The sequence below is a fragment of the Streptomyces sp. NPDC102270 genome (genome assembly GCF_044766405.1).
In the GTDB taxonomy this organism is placed as follows: domain Bacteria; phylum Actinomycetota; class Actinomycetes; order Streptomycetales; family Streptomycetaceae; genus Streptomyces.
In genome coordinates this window covers 157,377-174,996 of the sequence record NZ_JBIWLX010000010.1, presented here as the reverse complement: position 1 = coordinate 174,996, position 17,620 = coordinate 157,377, and the positions used below count along the sequence as shown (strand labels likewise).

Annotated in this window: 12 protein-coding genes; 2 read left to right on the top strand and 10 right to left on the bottom strand. The window is 71.1% G+C overall.

Annotation, left to right across the window (positions count from 1 at the left end):
• Window positions 1-7: 7 nt before the first annotated feature.
• The 5 genes from ACIRP7_RS22480 to ACIRP7_RS22460 are packed head-to-tail and all read right to left on the bottom strand — an operon-like array spanning window position 8 to window position 7,585.
• Window positions 8-2,665 carry a discoidin domain-containing protein gene (locus ACIRP7_RS22480; protein ID WP_403662244.1) on the bottom strand — a complete coding sequence of 886 codons (2,658 nt, stop codon included), beginning with the start codon at window positions 2,663-2,665 and terminating at the stop codon, window positions 8-10.
• Window positions 2,666-2,713: 48 nt separating this feature from the next.
• Window positions 2,714-4,462: a DUF2264 domain-containing protein gene (locus tag ACIRP7_RS22475; protein ID WP_403662241.1), complete on the bottom strand. Its 1,749-nt coding sequence runs from the start codon at window positions 4,460-4,462 to the stop codon at window positions 2,714-2,716.
• A complete protein-coding gene (locus ACIRP7_RS22470) occupies window positions 4,462-5,328 on the bottom strand; it encodes a carbohydrate ABC transporter permease (protein WP_403662238.1) in 867 nt (288 codons plus the stop codon). The genes ACIRP7_RS22475 and ACIRP7_RS22470 overlap by 1 nt, the downstream gene beginning before the upstream one ends.
• Before the next feature lie 8 nt (window positions 5,329-5,336).
• On the bottom strand, window positions 5,337-6,281 hold the full coding sequence (locus ACIRP7_RS22465) for a carbohydrate ABC transporter permease (protein ID WP_403662235.1): 945 nt from the start codon (window positions 6,279-6,281) through the stop codon (window positions 5,337-5,339).
• Window positions 6,278-7,585 carry an ABC transporter substrate-binding protein gene (locus ACIRP7_RS22460; RefSeq protein WP_403662232.1) on the bottom strand — a complete coding sequence of 436 codons (1,308 nt, stop codon included), beginning with the start codon at window positions 7,583-7,585 and terminating at the stop codon, window positions 6,278-6,280. Before ACIRP7_RS22460 ends, ACIRP7_RS22465 begins: the two co-directional genes overlap by 4 nt.
• A gap of 100 nt (window positions 7,586-7,685) precedes the next feature.
• On the opposite strand from ACIRP7_RS22460, the gene ACIRP7_RS22455 reads away from it, so the two are divergent.
• On the top strand, window positions 7,686-8,735 hold the full coding sequence (locus ACIRP7_RS22455) for a LacI family DNA-binding transcriptional regulator (protein WP_403662229.1): 1,050 nt from the start codon (window positions 7,686-7,688) through the stop codon (window positions 8,733-8,735).
• A 485-nt stretch (window positions 8,736-9,220) separates the two neighbouring features.
• Here ACIRP7_RS22455 and ACIRP7_RS22450 read toward each other — a convergent pair whose 3' ends face one another.
• From ACIRP7_RS22450 to ACIRP7_RS22435, 4 genes are read right to left on the bottom strand one after another with little or no spacing between them, the layout of a single operon-like run.
• Window positions 9,221-10,597, bottom strand: coding sequence for an acyl-CoA reductase (locus ACIRP7_RS22450; RefSeq protein ID WP_403662226.1), 1,377 nt, complete (start codon window positions 10,595-10,597; stop codon window positions 9,221-9,223).
• Complete coding sequence (locus ACIRP7_RS22445) at window positions 10,597-11,937, bottom strand: hypothetical protein (RefSeq protein ID WP_403662223.1); 1,341 nt, start codon at window positions 11,935-11,937, stop codon at window positions 10,597-10,599. The genes ACIRP7_RS22450 and ACIRP7_RS22445 overlap by 1 nt, the downstream gene beginning before the upstream one ends.
• A 10-nt stretch (window positions 11,938-11,947) precedes the next feature.
• Entirely contained in the window at window positions 11,948-12,673 is a 726-nt protein-coding gene (locus ACIRP7_RS22440; protein ID WP_403662220.1) for an ABC transporter ATP-binding protein, read from the bottom strand.
• 11 nt (window positions 12,674-12,684) lie between these two features.
• On the bottom strand, window positions 12,685-13,929 hold the full coding sequence (locus tag ACIRP7_RS22435; protein WP_403662217.1) for an ABC transporter substrate-binding protein: 1,245 nt from the start codon (window positions 13,927-13,929) through the stop codon (window positions 12,685-12,687).
• A gap of 128 nt (window positions 13,930-14,057) precedes the next feature.
• Here ACIRP7_RS22435 and ACIRP7_RS22430 point away from each other — a divergent pair, with 128 nt between their 5' ends.
• On the top strand, window positions 14,058-16,742 hold the full coding sequence (locus ACIRP7_RS22430) for an ATP-binding cassette domain-containing protein (protein ID WP_403662214.1): 2,685 nt from the start codon (window positions 14,058-14,060) through the stop codon (window positions 16,740-16,742).
• Window positions 16,743-16,817: 75 nt separating this feature from the next.
• On the opposite strand, the gene ACIRP7_RS22425 is transcribed toward ACIRP7_RS22430, so the two are convergent.
• Window positions 16,818-17,612 (bottom strand): SDR family NAD(P)-dependent oxidoreductase, encoded by a 795-nt coding sequence (locus tag ACIRP7_RS22425; RefSeq protein WP_403662211.1) that lies wholly within the window; start codon window positions 17,610-17,612, stop codon window positions 16,818-16,820.
• Window positions 17,613-17,620: the final 8 nt, after the last annotated feature.

The window sequence follows — 17,620 nt, the reverse complement described above, 5'->3', positions numbered from 1 at the left end:
TCGTGTGTCAGGGCCTGACCGTCAGCCAGTCGAGCGCGGCGACCCGGCCCGTGCCCTTCGCCACGAGGTAGAGGTCGTGCGCGCCGGTGACCTCGCGCTTCAGGGGCACGGACAGTTCCTGCCAGCCCTCAGTACCCGTGACGGGCACGACCGCGGCCACTGGACCGTCCGGCGCGTCCAGGCGCAGCTGGAACGAGCAGGCCCGGGCGCAGGCGGAGTCGAGTCGTACAGTGAGGTGCTTTCCGCTGATGTTCGCCTTGCGGAAGGCCACCCAGTCGCCGGAGTCGAGGGCCCCGGTGGCCGCCGTGCCGCGCCCCGCGCCGCGTACAGTCGTCGCCTTTTCGGCCTGGAGCGTCGAGGCGGCGTCGGGGCCGTCGCCGTACAGCCGGATGTCGTTGACGACCCAGGGCGTGGGGCCGCTCGCGGTGAGGGTGATCCGTATGGAGCGGGCGGTGGTCTGCGCGGGGAACAGCGCGTCCTGGGTGAAGGAGCGGCCGGCGACCCGGGCGAGCGGCTTGCCCCAGTGCGTGCCGTCGCTGCTGGCGGAGACCGTGAAGCCGTACGGCTGACGGCCGCCGGTGTCGCGGCCCGCGTCGAGGGAGAGCCGGTTGAAGGTCTTGCTCTCGCCGAGGTCGACGGTCAGGGACTGGCCGGCGGCCTGCGGGGCGGCACCCGTCCAGCGGGTGTTGATGTCGCCGTCGACGGTGGCGGAGGCGTCGGTGCCGTCACTCGCGGTGGCGCTCCAGTTGCCGTGCCGTACCCGCTGCCGGCAGCCGGGCAGGTCGCAACCGGTGGACCAGATGGGGGCGCCGTACTCGTAGGCGCCCTGGTCCGGAGCCGTGCCCAGGGTGTCGGTGGTGATGCCGTCGACCACCTCGCCCGCGTCGATGGCGGGTGATCCGGGCGTCAGCCACAGCTCGCCGTTGACGGCGTCCGTGTAGCCGGGGGTGGGGCTGATCAGGTTGGAGCGGACGATCGGCAGCGGGTTGCCGGTCTGCGTCGCGGTGACCGGCTTGGGACCGATGATGTTGCTGAAGTACGAGCCGGACGCGTCCGTCGCGCCGCCGAGGGCGGACGAGGCGGTACCGATGCCCACGCCGTAGCTGGAGTTGTGGTCCTCGTTGGCGATGCTGGGGCCGGTGTGACCGTTGAAGTACACGCCCCGGGCCCCCGTGTTCCAGGCCACGTTGTGGTGGAGGCGGAAGTGGCCGGAGTAGTTGTCGACGTAGTAGCCGTTCTGGCCGCCGGAGTCATGTGCGGTGTTGTGGTCGATGGAGCTTCCGGTGCCGTTCAGGTAGCAGCACACGTAGAAGGGTGAACCGTCACGGGAGGTGCGCATCGCCTCGGAGATGTCGTTGTAGGCGATGCGGTTGTCGTGGTACTCGGTGCCGTTGATCTGGTAGGCGGTGTCGATGGCCGCCCGTCCGGTGCGGCGGATCGTGTTGTGGGTGACCGTGTGGCCGTTGCCGTTGATCTCGATGCCGGGGGTGTAGCTGCCCATCCAGCCCACGTCGTGAATGTAGTTGTTGGTGATGGTGTTGCCGGTGCCGCGGACCAGGACTCCGTCACCGGCCGACTGCGCGATCTCGCTGTTCTTCAGAGTGTTGCCGGTACCGCGGATCTGGATGCCGGAGTCGAGGATGCGGGAGGCGACGATGTGGCCCTCGGCCGGCTCGATCGCGAGGTCGCTGTCCGGCGGCATGGGCAAGGTGGAGTACTCGGAGATGTATGTGGCGTGCAGTCGGTCGATCACGACTCCCGTACTGGACTTGCCCGTGCGCAGGGAGGTTCCCCACAGGTCCAGGCCGCGCACGGTGACGTACGAGCTGTCGCTCAGGTCGACGCCCCACAGCCGGTGCTTGGCGGTCACCGTGTGTCCGGAGATGCCGCCCTTCGGGGGGACCAGGTAGAGCCGGTGCGCCGTCTTGTCGTAGTACCACTCCCCCGGCTGGTCGAGGGCGGCCTTCGATCCGACGAGGTAGTAGTTGCGGTAGGGCTGGTTGCCCATGCACAGCGGGGTGCAGCGGTAGTTGCCGCCCTTGAAGTCCAGCTTGCCGGGTGACGATGCCGTGGCCGTGCCGGTCTGCTGCGCCCACGGGTTGGAGCCCGCCCACAGGTGCACGGTGGCGCCGGTCCAGTCGGCGTCGGGCAGGTCGGTGTCGTCGATGTGCTGGTCGGTAGAGGTGGTGTCGGCCTCGGCCCAGGTCGCGTTCAGCGGATCGGCGCCGGAGTTGGGCCAACGGCCTTCCGCGGCCCGGGTGTTGTCCAGGAACACCGCGTTGAAGTCAGGGTCGGGCGGCAGGTCGGTGTCGGCGGCGATCAGTCCGCCGCCCGCGTCCTTCCAGCCTGTCACCTTTTCCGTTCCGTCGACGGTCACCGGGCCGTCGCCGTACGCGGCGATCGTGACCGGGGCGCCCTCGGTGCCTGAGGGAGGGGTGAGCTGTTCGCGGTAGGTGCCTTGGTGGATCAGGCAGGTGTCGCCAGGGCGGACGCGGTCGAGGCAGGCGCCGATGGTGCGCAGAGGGCTTGCCTGTGTGCCGCGGGCATGGTCGTTGCCCCGGGGGGCGACATGGTACGTGCGGCCGGACTGCGCCGCCTGCGCCTGCACCGGGGAGGTCAGCAGCGCGGTCACCGCAGCCAGTACGGACAGATGTCTGAGTCTCAAGTCCCGTCTCCAGTCGTCGAATGTGCGGTGGTTGGGGAATGCGCGGGATCAGGGAGTGCGCGAGGTCGTCGGGTGTGTGAGGGGCGGGGGTTCTCGCCACGCCGTGTCCGCTTCGTGCCCGGCCGGGGCACCGAGCACGGCGCACCTCAACCAGTGCTCACCGGGCGGGAGTCGGCCCACGAGTACGGGCAGGGCGGTGCGTCGGGCGAGGACGTTCGTGCCGGGCAGGCAGTCGACGACCTCGCCCTCGCGCCGGCCGTCGAGGTCTCGCAGTCCGGTGACGCCCGCGGGGGCCGACACCCGTGCGTGTCCAGGCCCGGTCTCGCGGTCGGTGCCCGCGTCCCGGTCGACGGCGAAGCCGCCCTCGGCGGTGTGCAGGGCGCGAGCGGTGCGGACGCGGTGGACGCGCACGTGCCAGGGCGCGGCGGCCGTCAGCCAGGTGGTGATCTCCACGTCGGGCCATGGATGCCAGGTGCTGAGGACCGTGTCGGCGGTGACGTAGTGGGCGGCCGGCTCCTCGCGGACCCGGTAGTGGGTCCCGCCGTCGTCGCTCAGCGCCAGCATCGAGTCGTACGCGCCCTGTTCGAGCCCGAGGGTGCCGTTCGGCAGGCTGAAGCCGAAGCGGGTCGAGTACGCGAACTTGGCGTACTTCTCGGCGCCATGGCGTACCCACGGGTGGTGCTGGCGTCCGGCCAGAAGGGTGACGTCGCCGTGCGTGCGCATCAGTACCGCCCCGGCGTGCGGCTGGGTACTGACGGCGGGCAGGGCGGCGGGTGCCGGTTCCTCCTTCGCGGTCCAGAACGCGTGCTGTTCGGGCAGCGCGAGCGGCAGACATGCCTTGAGCGACCAGTAGGGCGAGCCCGGCGCGTTGTACTGCTCGGCCAGCGCGGGCTGCGGATAGCCGTATCCGACGGACAGCAGCCCGTCGGGTCCGGTCACCGGCCGCCCCTGCCACCAGCGCAGATGGCGTAGCAGGTATCCCTTCACCTCGCCCCACGGCAGTACGTCGACGCCCGCGAAGGGCAGCGCGCCCCAGAAGGCGGCCTGCGCCCAGCGGTAGGTGAGGCTGCGGCCGTACGGGACGGCGGCGCCGTCGTCGGCGAACCAGTGGCGGAAGTCGCCGGCGAAGCGGGCCGCCCGGTCCTTGAAGCGGTCGCCGCCGGTCAGCGTGTCGTGGAGCAGGCCGTAGAAGTGCATGGCCCATGGGACGTAGTAGTCGCGGCGTTCGGTGGGGCCGTCCGCGTACCAGCCGTCGCCGAGCCAGAAACTCTCCAGGCGGTCGAGGCGCGCGGTGATCAGTGAGCGGTCGTAGGGCACCCCCACCCGGTCGAGGCCGAGGCTGATCAGCACCGGGAAGAAGAGCCAGTTGTTGTCGGTGGTCTCCCGGGGCAGCGCGCTGAGCAGCCAGCGGGCGAGCCGGTCGCGTTCGGGGCCGCTCAGCGGGTCCCACCACTGCTCGGGGGCGAGGGCGAGCGCGAAGCCGATGGCGGCCATCTCGACGATGCGCTGGTCGTGGTCGACGGGCTCGCCCCAGTACTCGGGGTGCGCGGGATCGCTGCCGTGGGCGAGTCCTCGGACCCACAACTCGGCGTGCGGCACGGCCTGTCCGCCCGCCCCCAGGGGCGCCAGTCCCCACAACGGCCGGGCGAACGCCTCCAGTTCGGCGGCCGTGTCGTCGTGGATAGCCGTGTTCACGCCGAGCCGTACGCGCGCCCGGCCCGTGCTGAAGCGGGACACCAGGGGGCCCACCAAGTCGCTTACTTGGGAGGCCAGTTCCGTGCGTGCGTCCTCGCCCATCAGCCCTTCTCCGCCCCGGCCAGCAGCCCGGTGCGCAGGAAGCGCTGGGCCAGGACGAAACCGATCAGCAGCGGCGCGCAGGCCACGAGTCCGGCCAGGGCCGCCTCCGGCTGGTGGATGTCGAGGTCGGCGAAGCCGCTGGAGTTGTTGACCGCGCCGGTGGACTGGAGAAGGGACATGAGGCCGAGCTGGAGGGTGAAGGTGCGGTCGTCGGAGAGCATCACGAAGGGCAGGAAGAAGTCGGTCCAGCAGCGGACGAACCCGAAGAAGGCGATCAGAGCGATGGCGGGGCGGGCCAGCGGCACCGCGAGCGACCAGAACAGCCGCAGCTCGCTCGCCCCGTCGACGCGTCCGGCGTCCAGCAGGCTGTCGGGCAGGTTCGCCTGGAAGTGCAGGAAGGCGAGGTAGACGCCGAAGGGGTAGAAGGACAGCGGCAGGATCACCGACCAGACCGTGCCGGTGAGGTCGAGTGCCGACATCTCCAGGTACAGCGGGAGCACCAACGCGGCCGGGGGCAGGATCATCGTCACGATGGAGAGGGTGAGCAGGGCTCGGCGGCCGGCGAAGTCGTGTTTGGCGAGGGCGTAGCCCGCGGGGACGCACAGCAGCAGCGAGATGGCCACGCTGGCTGCCGCGTAGATGATCGAGTTGCCGATCCACAGGGTGATCTGGCCGTCGTTGTACGACGTCAGGTGTGACCAGGCGTCGCCCACGTTGCCCAGCGAGCCGAAGCCGAGGGGTGAGCCGGTGGTCAGGTCGTCGGCCGTGCGGGTGGGTGCGAGGAGCAGCCAGAGCAGGGGCAGTCCGAAGAAGACGGCCGCGCCGAGCAGGAACAGGGCGCGGGCGCCGCGCGACAGAGCGGTCATCGCCTCACTCACCGGGAGTCGGAGGAGTCGGTGGCGTACATACGGGTGCGGGTGATCACGATCCAGGCGGCCAGCACCCCGACCGCGAGCATGGCCAGCGACAGCGCGGCGGCCTTGCCGAAGTCGCCGTCCTGAGTCGCGTAGGTGTAGGCGAGCTGGTTGACGGACCAGGTGGGGCTGATCTGGCCGGGGGCGCCGGTGGACAGCACGGTCGGCTCGACGAACACCTGACTGCCGGAGGCGAAACTGGAGATCACTACGAAGGCGACGTACGTGCGGACCATCGGCAGCTTGACGTGCCACATGGTCCGCCAGGCCGAGGCGCCGTCGACCTGCGCGGCCTCCAGGACGTCCTTGGGGAGCGCGTTGAGCGCCCCGTACAGGACCACGATCCAGCCGCCGGCGTGCACCGCGACGCCCATCACGGTGAGGACGGCGATGACGCTGCCGCCGGACAGCGCGTCCGTGGCGCTCTGCACGTCCAGCAGCTTGAGCAGGGGTGAGAAGGGGCTGCTGTCCGGGCTGACCATGAACAGCCACAGCAGGGCGGCGGCCGAGCCGGTGACCGCGCCGGGCAGATAGTAGACGAGTTGGAGCGCGCTCGTCGTGCGGCCGGGGCGGGCGTGCAGGGTGAAGGCGAGGGACAGGACGGTCAGCAACAGGATTGGCAGCCAGAGCAGCAGATAGGTCGCCACGTTGGCGGCCGCGTCGCCGAGCCGGTAGTCCTCGAACACGGTCACCCAGTCGCGCCCGCCGGTGAAGGAGCCGTTGTCGACGAACGAGGTCCACAGGGCGTATCCGGCGGGCGCGAGCCCGAAGACCACGAGGAACACGGTGTACGGGCCGACGAGGATCCATACGGCGGCTCGGCGGGCGGGGCGGCGCCGGTGGCGGGGTGTCACCGGTACCGGGGGCGCGGCCGCGGGCGGGCGGGGTGTCGTGAGCGTTTTCATCCGACCGTGTACCCGCTGGTCTTGGCCGCCGCCTCCAGCTTGTCCTGCCAACTCGCCAGCGCATCGCGGAGGTTGCCGCCCGAGTCGATCGCCTTGACGAGCGTGTCGTTGAAGCTGCTCTGCCAGTCGGCCTCGAAGCGGACCGCGCCGAAGCCGGGACGCAGTGCGTTCGCGGCCACGGTGAGGGCGGGCATCGGGTCGGAGGCGTAGTACGGGTCTTTCGACTTGGCCTCGCCCCACTTCGTCGCGGCTGCCGTGAAGGCGGGGTAGGTCGGCTGCTTCGCCTGGAGACCGACGTCGGTGGTCATCCAGCGCACGAGGTCCGCGGCGTCCTTGGTGCGTTCGCCGGCGTGCGCGGAGACGAGGAAGGCGCCGCCGCCGACCTGTCCGGCGTAGGGCTTGTTCTCGCCGGTCCAGGTGGGCATGGGGGCGGCGGCGATCCGTCCCTTGGGCACCTTGAAGGCGGGTGCGAACATGAAGTCGCCGAACCAGGCCGGGGCCGGCAGCATCAGGATCTTGTCGCCCTTGCCGAACTTGGCGAAGCCCGGGTCGATGGGTACGACGGTGGTGACGGCCTTCTTCCGGGCGAGCGGCTGGAGCAGATCGGCGACCCGGGTGCAGTTCGCCTGGGCCAGGTCGATGTGGACCTCGGTGAGGCTGAGCGTGTCGCGGGTGGCGCAGCCACTGCTGCCGAAGTAGATGCCGGCGCCGTACTTGCCGTTGACGGCTCCGACGATGGTGCCGGGGTGTTCCTCGGCCGCCTTCAGACCGGTCTGCTGGTACTCGGCCCAGGTCTTGGGGACCTGGTAGCCGTAGCGCTTCATCAGCGTCGCATCGTACCACAGGACGGTGGGAGCGATGTCGTTGCGCAGGCAGTACGTCTTGCCGCCGAAGGTGCAGGTGTCCAGGGCCCCGGGGGTGAAGCCGTCGCGGACGGACTGGGGGACGAGGTCGTCGAGCGGGGCCGCGTAGCCGAACTTCGCGCTGGCGAGGGTCGCCGCCTCGGCCGGGTTGGCCAGGAAGACGACGTCGGGCCAGCCGCTCTTGGTGCGGTTGGCGAGCGAGATCTTGGTGGGTACGTAGCCCGCGTCGGGCGGGATGGTGACGATGCGCAGCTTCAGGTCGGGGTGGGCCTTCTTGTACTGCTGGGCCGCGGGCATCCGGGTGTTGTCCACCCAGACCAGTAACTCGCCGTTGCCGCCGCCCGAATCGCCGCCGGCGCCGCCACCGGTGCCTCCGCAGCCGGAGAGCACCAGAGCCGCAGCCGCGGTCGCGGCCAGGGAAGCCACGCGCCATCTCTTCATGGAGGACCACCTTTTTCGCCGAGGAGCCTTACTCCGCGACCAAGGATTGCGATAGTTTTCGCAAAGCTCGATCGCCTCGGCAACGTAGGAGATTCATCCGATGACGTCAACGGTTAGGACAGGATCCGGTGAGGGAAGACGGCGCACCCTCGCCGAAATTGCCGACCAGGCAGGCGTTTCGGTGTCCACGGTGTCCAAGGTGCTTCACGACAGGTCCGATGTATCGGCGGAGACGCGGGCCAAGGTGCAGCGCCTGCTCGGGCAGCACGGCTATCTGGCGAAACACCGCCCGGCGGCCACCGCGGCGCCGCCCGGCGGGCTGATCGACTTCGTCATCAACGAACTCGACAGCCCCTGGGCGGTCGAGTTGATCCGGGGCGCGGAGGACGTCCTGCACGACGCGGGCATGGGGCTGGTCGTCTCCTCCACCCACGGCCGGACCAAGCGCGCCCGTCAGTGGCTGGACTCGCTGGCCACCCGCTCCACGCGCGGAGCGATTCTCGTGGTGCCCGAACTGACGGCGGAGCAGCACGAGGAGCTGAGCCGGCTCGGCATCCCCTTCGCGCTGGTGATGCCGATCGACGAACCCGCGCCGGGCACGCCGTGGGTGGGCGCGACCAACTGGCCCGGCGGGCTGGCCGCGACCCGCCATCTCATCGAGCTGGGCCACCGGCGCATCGCGATCATCAGCGGTCCGGAGCGCCGGCTCACCTCCCGGGCACGGGTCGACGGCTACCGCTCGGCGCTGGCCGAGGCCGGTCTTCCCTTCGACGCCGAGCTGGTGCGCTACGGCGACTTCACCCACAACCTCGCGCACCAGCACGCCCTGGAGCTCCTGGCGTTGCCCGACCGTCCTACGGCGATCTTCGCCGGCAGCGACCACCAGGCCCTGGGCACCTACCGGGCCGCCGCCGAACTGGGCCTGCGCATCCCGGCCGACGTCAGCGTGGTCGGCTTCGACGATCTGCCGTTCGCGGACTGGGTGACCCCACGCCTGACGACGGTCCGTACTCCGCTGGCCGACATGACGGCGCTCGCGGCCCGCATGGTGCTGCGGCTGCTGTCCGGGGAGCAGCCGGAGACGACGCGGGTGGAGGTGGCGACAGAACTGGTGGTGCGGGAGAGCAGCGGACGGCGTCCATCGCGGTGAGGCCGCGGTGGGGGCGCAGGTCCACTCGGCGAGGGGGCGCTCGGTCCGGTTGGCGGCGGCTCGCCGAGACCGGGCCGCGGGCCGCGGGCCGACCAGGACGTGGCCGACGACGGTAGTACGGGGTGACATCGCGCCGTTCAACGGGGCGGGCTTTTGCGACGGGTGAGGCGTCGGGTCATGAGCGCGACGGCCGCCCAGGTGGTGGGGGGGTTCGGCCCCCGGCTGGTGCTCGACGTCTGACCGCCGATCGAAGCCCGGCGACGGGCCGCCGGGCAGACACTCCCCTACCTCGGCGGATCGCCGGTGTCAGCGCTGGCGGCGCCCTCGCCACCGGATCGACGCCCCACCGATGACGGTCCCTCGGCCGTCCGGAGCGCTTCGTCCCGCGCTAGGTCAGACCCGCGCCGGTGGCCGCGTTGTTCCGCGTGACCGGGCTCGCGGTCCGGGTGTATCGCGGGGCGCTGTTCGCCGCGCGCCGCAAGCCGTCACTCGTCGTTCACCCAGCGCATGAGCCGTTGCAGGGGGTAGAAGCCGTCGTGGGAGAGGCCGGGCGGCATGCCGCCCGCCCTGCCGAGGGAGACCACGCGCTGCACCCCGGCACAGGCCAGGGCGTCGCGCAGATCCGCCTTGCGGGTGTCGGGGTACACGCCGACCGTCTGGGTGGCGACGCCGGCGTGGGCGACGGCGTCGGACAGGGCGGCGACCGGGACCACGTCGACGATCTTCCCGTCGGGGTGGAAGTCCACCGGTTCCGGTGAGCGGATGACCAGGCCCCGGCCGTCATAGCCGCCCCACACCCGGTACTCGGGTTCCATGGAGCGCAGGACGTCGATCTCCTCGCGCAGTTCCGCGGCGACCCGCGGGCCGCCGGCCGAGCTGAACTCCCTTGCCACGCCGAGGCGTTCGCACAGAAGGGCCGCGTAGCGGTCGGCGTCGTCCCAGGATCCCTCGACGAACTGGAAGCGGCTGGCCACGCAGGCCTGCTGGTTGAAGAACGTGGCGTCGGCGGCGCCCGCGTCGGCCGCCCGGGCCAGGCTCTCCTCGGACGCGAACGCCTCGCGGCCGATCATCGAGATGGAGGTCTTGGGGTCGAAGGAGACGAGTTCGAATCCGGGGCCGACGTACTTCAGTGCGCTGCGGATGGTGGACTCGCCGCCCCAGGCGACCAGTTTGTCGAAGAACTGCGGGCGGAACAGCACGCTCTCCACCGCCTCGTCGCCGCCGCGCCAGTACACCGCGGAGAACGACCGCACCACCGGGTGCCCGGGGGCGACCGCGGCCATGGTGCGCAGGATCGCGGTCGCGGTGAACAGGTCGTTCGAGGGCAGTTTCAGAAGGTTGACGCCCTTGGTGAGCGCGCCTCGCACGACGGACATCGCCGCGACTCCGGGCGCGTTGCCCGCGATGATGTGCACCAGGCGGGGCGGGAACGCACGGGTGGCCGCGATCCGGTCGTCGGGCAGGCGGACCTCGCGCCAGCCGTCGAGCACGTCCGCGCCGCCGAGCTCGTGGTCGATCTGGGCGTACAGGCCGGGGCGTTGGAAGCTGCGCCACAGCACGGCGTAGGCGCGCTCCAGCACCTCCGCGGGCAGCGGGCTGACCGGGACCATCCGTTCCAGGGCTTCGGCGAGCAGGCCCGCGCGGTCCGCCTTGAGGGCCTCGCCGGTCTCCACCAGCAGGTCGACGATCTCCGCCACGGGCACGTGGAAGGCGGGGCCGGGTTCGGTGCGGGGCCACACGAGGCGGTCCAGGTCGAGGGCCGGTGCGGCGAACCGGCCGAGGTCGACGGGGGTGCTGTTGTCGACCTCGCCCCTGACCATGTGGACGACGGCCGTGGTGTCGCCGAGTGTCGTGCCGCTCATCAGTGGATCATCCCCCGCACATAGGAGTCGAGTGTCGCGGCGCAGGTGATCTTGTCGTCGCCGCCGAGGTCGCCGTAGCGCCGGATGTCCGGCAGGACCGCCGGGCCCGGGCGGCCGCAGGCGCACGGCGAGAAGTCCACGAAGACCCGGTCGCCGCTGATGAGCCCGCCCCAGCGGCCCTCCAGGGAGACGTCGAGGAAGGCGAACCGTCCCTCCACGACACCGTGTTCGGGGTTGAGGAGTCTCTCGCCGGGCTCGTCGAGCACCAGCGGGATCACCCAGGGCGGCACGTGGTAGTTGCCCTGCTCGCAGGCGAGGCAGGAGCCCTGGAGCTCGGTCATGCCGTAGCTGCGGACGCGGCGCACACCGTCGTAGAAGGCGGTGAGCTGCTGCTGGTAGTCGTCGGGCAGGGCGCGGCCCTTGTTGCCGCCGCCGCTGAGCACCAGCGTGTCCGGGTGCAGGCTGCCGTCGGGCACGCCCCGGGCACGCAGGGCCTGGATGAGGGTGAACTGCTGGTTGTTCATGCCCGCGATCAGCAACGGCTCGTCGCGGTGGGCGGCGATGTCGTCGACGATCGCGGTCATGGCCGCGCCCAGTTCCCCCTCACGGGACTCGGAGGCGGTCTCGAAGGAGCTGATCTCCTGTGGGGTGGCGGTGCCCTCCGCGATCCGGCGGCGCAGCAGCGCGCTGCTCATCAGCTCGGACACCCGCATCGCGTCCTCGGTGAGCAACCGGGTCTCGCCGGGTTGCGCGAAGACGTCGGCGTGCCAGCGGAAGCCGTCGATGGAGCGCATCGGGCCGTTCGCCGGTGCCAGCAGGTAGCCGCGGCGGGTGGGTTTCGGGGGCAGGGGGTCGGGCCAGCAGGTGAGGTTCTCCAGGATGTCGTGCAGGAAACTCAGGTCACTGGCGTCGCAGTTGAGGAAGGAGACCTTCCCCGAGGTGCCGCTGGTGATGTACGGGCGGTGGCCGGCGGCCGTGATGCGGTCGGTCCACTCGTCGATGTCACGGACGCCGTCCATGTCGACGTCGCCGGGTTCGACCGCCGACACGGTCGTGTACCAGCGCAGCAGCCGGTCCCAGCGGCCGGCGGTGATGAGGGAGACGGGGTAGGACTTGTAGCTGGTGTGCGAGAAGAGCAGCGGCACGAGGTCGTCGAGGCCGGTGACCTCCTCCACGCCGGTCTCCGCCGCCCGGGTGCGCAGCAGCGGAACCCGCTCACGGTGGGCGGTGAAGGTCTCCCGGGCGGCCTCCAGCTGCAACTCCCCCAGTTCGTCGGCGGGTTGGTCGAAGGTGTCGCCGGAGAGGACGAGGGATCGGATCTGCTCGCGTGCGCCTGGCACAGCGTTCACCTCAATCGGTTGCGTACGTGGTCTTTTCCGCTGCGGTCTGCGCGAGGTACGACGACTCGATCGCGTCGAGGTTGCCGCGCAGTTCCGTCGGGGTGCCGGTCATGGTGACCCGGCCGCGGTGCAGGACGTACACGCGGTCGGCTATGTCCAGCACCTTGCGCACGTGCTGTTCGACCAGCAGTGCGCCGAGGCCGCGGTCGGCCGCCTCGCGTACCGCGCGCAGGAGGCGGTCGACCACGAGCGGGGCCAGACCGAGCGAGAGTTCGTCCGCGAGGAGCAGCTTGGGCGCGCGGCACAGGGCGCGGGCCAGCGACAGCATCTGCTGCTCGCCGCCGGACAGCATGCCCGCGCCGGTGGTGAGGCGCTTTTCGAGCTCGGGGAAGAGTTCCAGCGCCTGCTGGGACCTCACCCGGCCGACCCGCAGGTTGTCCGCGGTGTCGAGCCGGGTGAAGACCGCCCGCTCACCGACGTACGCCAGGCCCTGGCGGGCCCGGCGGTGCAGCGGTGTCCGGCCGGGTTCGCCCAACCAGCGCACTTCGCCGCCCATCGGGGCGAGGCTGCCGGAGAGCGCCCGGAGGGTCGTGGTCTTGCCCGCCCCGTTGGGGCCGAGCAGGGCGACGACCTCGCCGGGCCGGACCTCCAGGTCGAGATCGCGGACGACGGGCTGACTGCCGTATCCGGCGGACAGGGAGCGTGCTTCGATCAGGGGTACGTCGGTGTCCGGCACGGGCCTGCTCCTCAGCTGGACGGCAGGGCCGTCAGGACCTTGCGGACGTCGACGAACGTCGATCCGGGCTTGGCCCACTCGATCTTCCCGTCGCGGATGGTCAGTTCGGTGGCGGTGGTGTTGTGGATGCGGTTGAGGCCCTTGATCGGCAGGGCCGTGGACGTCTTCCAGCTCAGCGGCGGGGTCAGTCCGCCGGTGTCGATGCCCGGGGAGGTGTCGAGCTCCTGCACCAGGGCCTTCGCCGTGATCGTCGGGAGCTTCTTGGCGGCCTCGGTGAAGACCTTGAAGGCCACCCAGGTCGTCTCGTTGGCCCCGTTGCTGGTGTCGATGTCCTTGTCGCCGTCGGTGGCCGCGAGGAAGTCCTTCCAGGCTGCGTCGGAGGTCGGCGGGAAGTAGCCGGTGATCGCGGCGCCCTCCAGCGGGCCGCCGGATCCGCCGGTGCTCTCGGCGAGCTGCGGGGTCAGGTTGCCGACGACGCTGCCGAGCTTCGTCTTGGCGCCCGACTGCACGTACGACTTCACGAACAGGCCCGAGGCGGTGCCCATGATGACGCTCACACAGTCGCTGCCCTTGGTCGCGGCGGCGACCTGCGGGGCGAGGTCCGTGGCGGTGAGCGGCACCTTGATGTCCTTGGGCGCCGGCGCTCCGGCGGAGACCGCGCCGACGGTGAGGAACTGCGAGACGACGGCGGCGGCGGCCACGTCGTAGCGCACGCCGGAGATCTTCTTGCAGCCGTTCTGCACCAGTTGCCGGCCGTGGGCCGCGAAGATCACCGGGGTGCCGCCGTTGACCGGGAACGACAGCGGGTTGGAGAACTCGGCCGCCGATACTCCGGTGCCGCCGATGTACGGGATGCCGGCCTTCTGCAGGATGGGCATGTAGCGGTCACCGGCGAGGCTGTAGGAGCCCACCACCGCGACCACCTTCTCTGCGACCGCCTGCTGGGCGCACTTCTCGGCCTCGTCGGGGTTGCCCTTCTCGTTGCAGGTGAGGACCTTCAGCGGAGCGCCCTTGATCCCGCCGTTGGCGTTGATCCACTTCTCGTACGCCTGGGCGGTGAGCCGGACTCCGGGCTGGGCGCTGCCCTGGGTGTCCTCCGGCGCCCAGACCATCACCTTGACCGGTGTGCCCTTCAGGGCGGAGGTCTCCTCCTTCGAACTGCCGGACGCCTCTCCCCCGCAACCGGCGGCGAGCAGTACTCCGGTGACCGCGAGGCAGCTCGCTGCGGCGGTTCTGCGTCGGCGTGAGTGGTTCATGGTTCCTCCGCTGGGCTCGTCGTCGAGATGGCGAACAGCATGGGGTCTGTTTTCTGGTTAGTGAAGTACTCTCGGCACAATTATTTAAATGAATACACTGTCTCGCCCCTGCCTCGGGAGGTTTCTCGATGGACGACGTCCTGCGTTTCGCGCTGCTCGGCCTCGGGCTCGGCGCCCTCTACGCACTCACAGCGCACGGCATCGTGCTGGTCTACCGGGGTTCCGGCGTCCTGAACTTCGCGCACGGCGCGATCGGTATGGCCGGGGCCTATGTCCAGTGGGAGCTCGCCGCCCAGCACGGCGTGCCGTACTGGCCCGCCACCGCGTGCGGCGTGCTCGCCTCCGCCGTACTGGGCGTGCTCACCCACCTGCTGGTGCTGCGCCCGCTGCGCACCGCGTCCTCGCTGGCCCGTCTGGTCGGCACCCTGGCGGTCTTCATCGTGCTCACCGCGATCGCCGTCAAGCGCTACGGCGACGGTCTGGAGCTGGTGCCGGGCAAGCTGCCCACCAAGCTGCTCACGATCGCCGGGGCGACGGTCTCCGAGGACCGCATGTGGCTGATCGGCATCGCGGTCGCCGCGACCGTGCTCCTGCATCTCCTCTACAAGCGCACCCTGTTCGGCCTGGGCACCAGCGCGGTCGCCGAGAACGAGGGCGCGGCCGCCTCGCTCGGCTGGTCACCCGACCTGATCGCCACCGGCAACTGGGCCCTGGGCTCGGCCCTCGCGGGCCTGACGGCCATCCTGATCGTGCCGGTCATCGGTCTGTCGGTGACCGGACTGACCACGCTCCTGCTCAGTGCCCTGGCCGCCGCCCTGGTCGGCAAATTCTCCTCGTTCCCCGTCACGCTGGCGGGCGGCCTGGTCATCGGCGTCGTGCAGTCCGAACTGACCCGCTTCGGCTCCGACGTCACCGGGCTCGCCGCCTCGGTGCCCTTCCTCTTCATCGCCCTGGTGCTGGTCGCGCGCGGCCGGGCGCTGCCCCTGCGCGGCACGTTCCTGGACCGGCTGCCGGGTCTCGGCACCGGGAGGGTCCGCCCCCTGCCGTTGGCGCTCGCCGTCGTGGCCGGACTGTCGCTGGTGAGCCTGGCGACGCCGCTGTGGGCCGACGCGATCACCACCACCCTGGTGCTGTCACTGATCATCCTGTCGATCGTCGTGGTCACCGGGTACGCGGGACAGGTCTCCCTCGCGGCCTACGCCCTGGCCGGAACCGGCGCCTTCCTCGCCGGACACGCGGCGGCCGACTGGGGATGGCCCTTCGAACTCGCCCTGCTGGCGGGGGTGTTGGGCACCGTGCCGATCGGCCTGCTGTTCGCACTCCCCGCGGTCCGCACCCGCGGTGTCAATCTCGCGATCATCACGCTCGGCCTCGGCACCACGCTGGAGGCGATGGTCTTCCAGAACACCGATCTGTCGACGACCCCGGGCAGCGACGGCATCGCGGTGGGCAAGCAGACCCTCTTCGGGATCAGCATCTCCGGCGTCGACCATCCGCAGCGGTACGCCGCCGTGGTGCTCGTGCTGTTCGTCGCCGCCACGCTCGTGGTCGCCAACGTGCGGCGCAGCCGGACCGGCCGCCGGCTGATCGCCGTACGGGCGAACGAACGGGCCGCCGCCGCCCTCGGCATCGACGTCCGCGCCGCCAAGCTCTACGCCTTCGGGCTGTCCGCGGCCATCGCCGCGCTCGCCGGAGTGCTCACCGGCTTCCGCTCGACCTCGGTCGTCCTGTCCGACTTCGCGAGCTTCAACTCCATCACCGCGCTCGGCCTCGCGGTCATCGGCGGTGTCGGTTTCCTCGTCGGACCGCTGTTCGGCGCGACCTTCGCCGCGGGCACGGTGGGCGCCCGGTTCGGGGACCTCGTGCTGCCCGGACTCAGCGACTGGATGCCGCTGATCGGCGGGATCATCCTGGTGCTGACGCTGGTGGGCAACCAGGACGGCATCGCGAAGGGGCTCGGCACACGGGGGCGCAAGCTGCCCCCGAAGCGGCCTGCGACCGTCCCGAAGAACGAGCCGTCGGCCGCCCCGACCGTGACCCGCGCCGCCCCGCTCCCCCTCCAGGTACGGGACCTCACCGTCCGCTACGGCGGTGTCGTCGCCGTCGACGGGCTCTCATTCGACGTCGGGCCGGGCCAGGTCGTGGGGCTCATCGGTCCCAACGGCGCCGGAAAGACCTCCGCCATCGACGCGGTCACCGGCTTCACCCGGGCCGCGTCGGGCAGTGTGCGCCTCGGGGACCGGGACGCGACCCGGCTGCCGGTCCACCGGCGGGCCGCCGCCGGTCTGAGCCGGTCCTTCCAGTCCCTGGAGCTGTTCGAGGACATGACCGTCCTGGACAACCTGTACGCGGCCTGCGACCGGCCGGGCCGGTGGGCCTACCTCACGGACCTGGTCCGCCCCGGCAGCCGCCCGCTGCCCGCCCATGTCCTGGTCGCGGTACGGGAGTTCGGTCTCCAGGACAGTCTGGACCGGCCGGTGGGCGACCTGTCGTACGGCGAGCGCCGGCTGCTGGCCATCGCCCGCGCGGTGGCGGCCTCGCCGTCCGTACTGCTCCTCGACGAACCGGCGGCCGGCCTGTCGGACGACGAGACCCGGGAGTTGGCCCACCTGGTACGGCGGCTCGCCGAGGACTGGGGCATGGGGGTGCTGCTCGTCGAGCACGACGTCGACATGGTGATGAGCGTCTGCGACCAGGTCGTCGTCCTGGACTTCGGCCGCCGGATCTGCGCCGGTACGCCGGAGGAGGTCCGGCGCGATCCGGCGGTACGGGCGGCCTACCTGGGCGACCTGGAGCCCGAGGCACTGGCCTGAGCGTCCCGTCCCGGGCGACGCCGAGAACCGGAGGCGCTGATCTCAGCGCCTCCGGCGGTAGCGACAGGAACCGTGTCAGGCGTCGCGCAGATCCGCGACATACGGCTGGTGGGACAGCAGCCCGCCGTCCACCCGCAGGGTGTGCCCCGTGATGAAGGCCGACTCGTCCGAGGCGAGGAAGACGACCGCGGAGGCGACGTCCTCGGGGCGCCCCAGGCGCGGGGTGAGGTGATGGCGCAGCATCGCGTCCCGGATCGCCCCGTGCGCCGAACCGGAGCTGGCCGGGGTGACGATGAACCCGGGCGCGATGGCGTTGCAGCGCACGCCCTGCTTGCCGTACTGGGTGGCGACGTACTGCGTGAGGTTGATGAGGGCGGCCTTCGAGGCGCCGTACGCCGGGTTGCGCAGATCGCCCGAAAGCCCGGCCCCTGACGAGGTGTTGATGATCGAGCCGCCGCCGCGCGCGATCATGTGCGGGACGGCGGCCTGGATGGCGACCATGGTCCCGCGCAGGTTGATGCGCATCGTGTCGTCCCAGACCGCCGGATCGGCCTCAAGGACGGCGAGGTCCTGACGGGCGGCCAGGTGGGTGGCCGCCGCGTTGTTGTGCAGGACGTCGAGACCGCCGTACGTCTCGACCGCGGCGGCCACCATGGCCCGTACGCTCTCGATGTCGCCGAGGTCGACCGGGACCGCCGTAGCGGAGCCGCCGGCGGCGCGGATCTCCTCCGTCACCGCCTTGGCACCCTCTGAGTTCAGGTCGGCCACGACCGTGTGGGCCCCTTCGACCGCAAGGCGCCGTGCGGTGGCCGCGCCGATGCCGGACGCGGCCCCGGTGACGACGGCGATCTTGTCCTGGAGTCGCGTCATGGCGAACC

Bases quoted from the DNA above. Each gene is read 5' to 3' on its own strand.
- ACIRP7_RS22475 (WP_403662241.1), bottom strand. From the start codon at position 4,462: ATGGGCGAGGACGCACGCACGGAACTGGCCTCCCAAGTAAGCGACTTG.
- ACIRP7_RS22470 (WP_403662238.1), bottom strand. From the start codon at position 5,328: ATGACCGCTCTGTCGCGCGGCGCCCGCGCCCTGTTCCTGCTCGGCGCG.
- ACIRP7_RS22465 (WP_403662235.1), bottom strand. From the start codon at position 6,281: ATGAAAACGCTCACGACACCCCGCCCGCCCGCGGCCGCGCCCCCGGTA.
- ACIRP7_RS22460 (WP_403662232.1), bottom strand. From the start codon at position 7,585: ATGAAGAGATGGCGCGTGGCTTCCCTGGCCGCGACCGCGGCTGCGGCT.
- ACIRP7_RS22455 (WP_403662229.1), top strand. From the start codon at position 7,686: ATGACGTCAACGGTTAGGACAGGATCCGGTGAGGGAAGACGGCGCACC.
- ACIRP7_RS22450 (WP_403662226.1), bottom strand. From the start codon at position 10,597: ATGAGCGGCACGACACTCGGCGACACCACGGCCGTCGTCCACATGGTC.
- ACIRP7_RS22435 (WP_403662217.1), bottom strand. From the start codon at position 13,929: ATGAACCACTCACGCCGACGCAGAACCGCCGCAGCGAGCTGCCTCGCG.
- ACIRP7_RS22430 (WP_403662214.1), top strand. From the start codon at position 14,058: ATGGACGACGTCCTGCGTTTCGCGCTGCTCGGCCTCGGGCTCGGCGCC.
- ACIRP7_RS22425 (WP_403662211.1), bottom strand. From the start codon at position 17,612: ATGACGCGACTCCAGGACAAGATCGCCGTCGTCACCGGGGCCGCGTCC.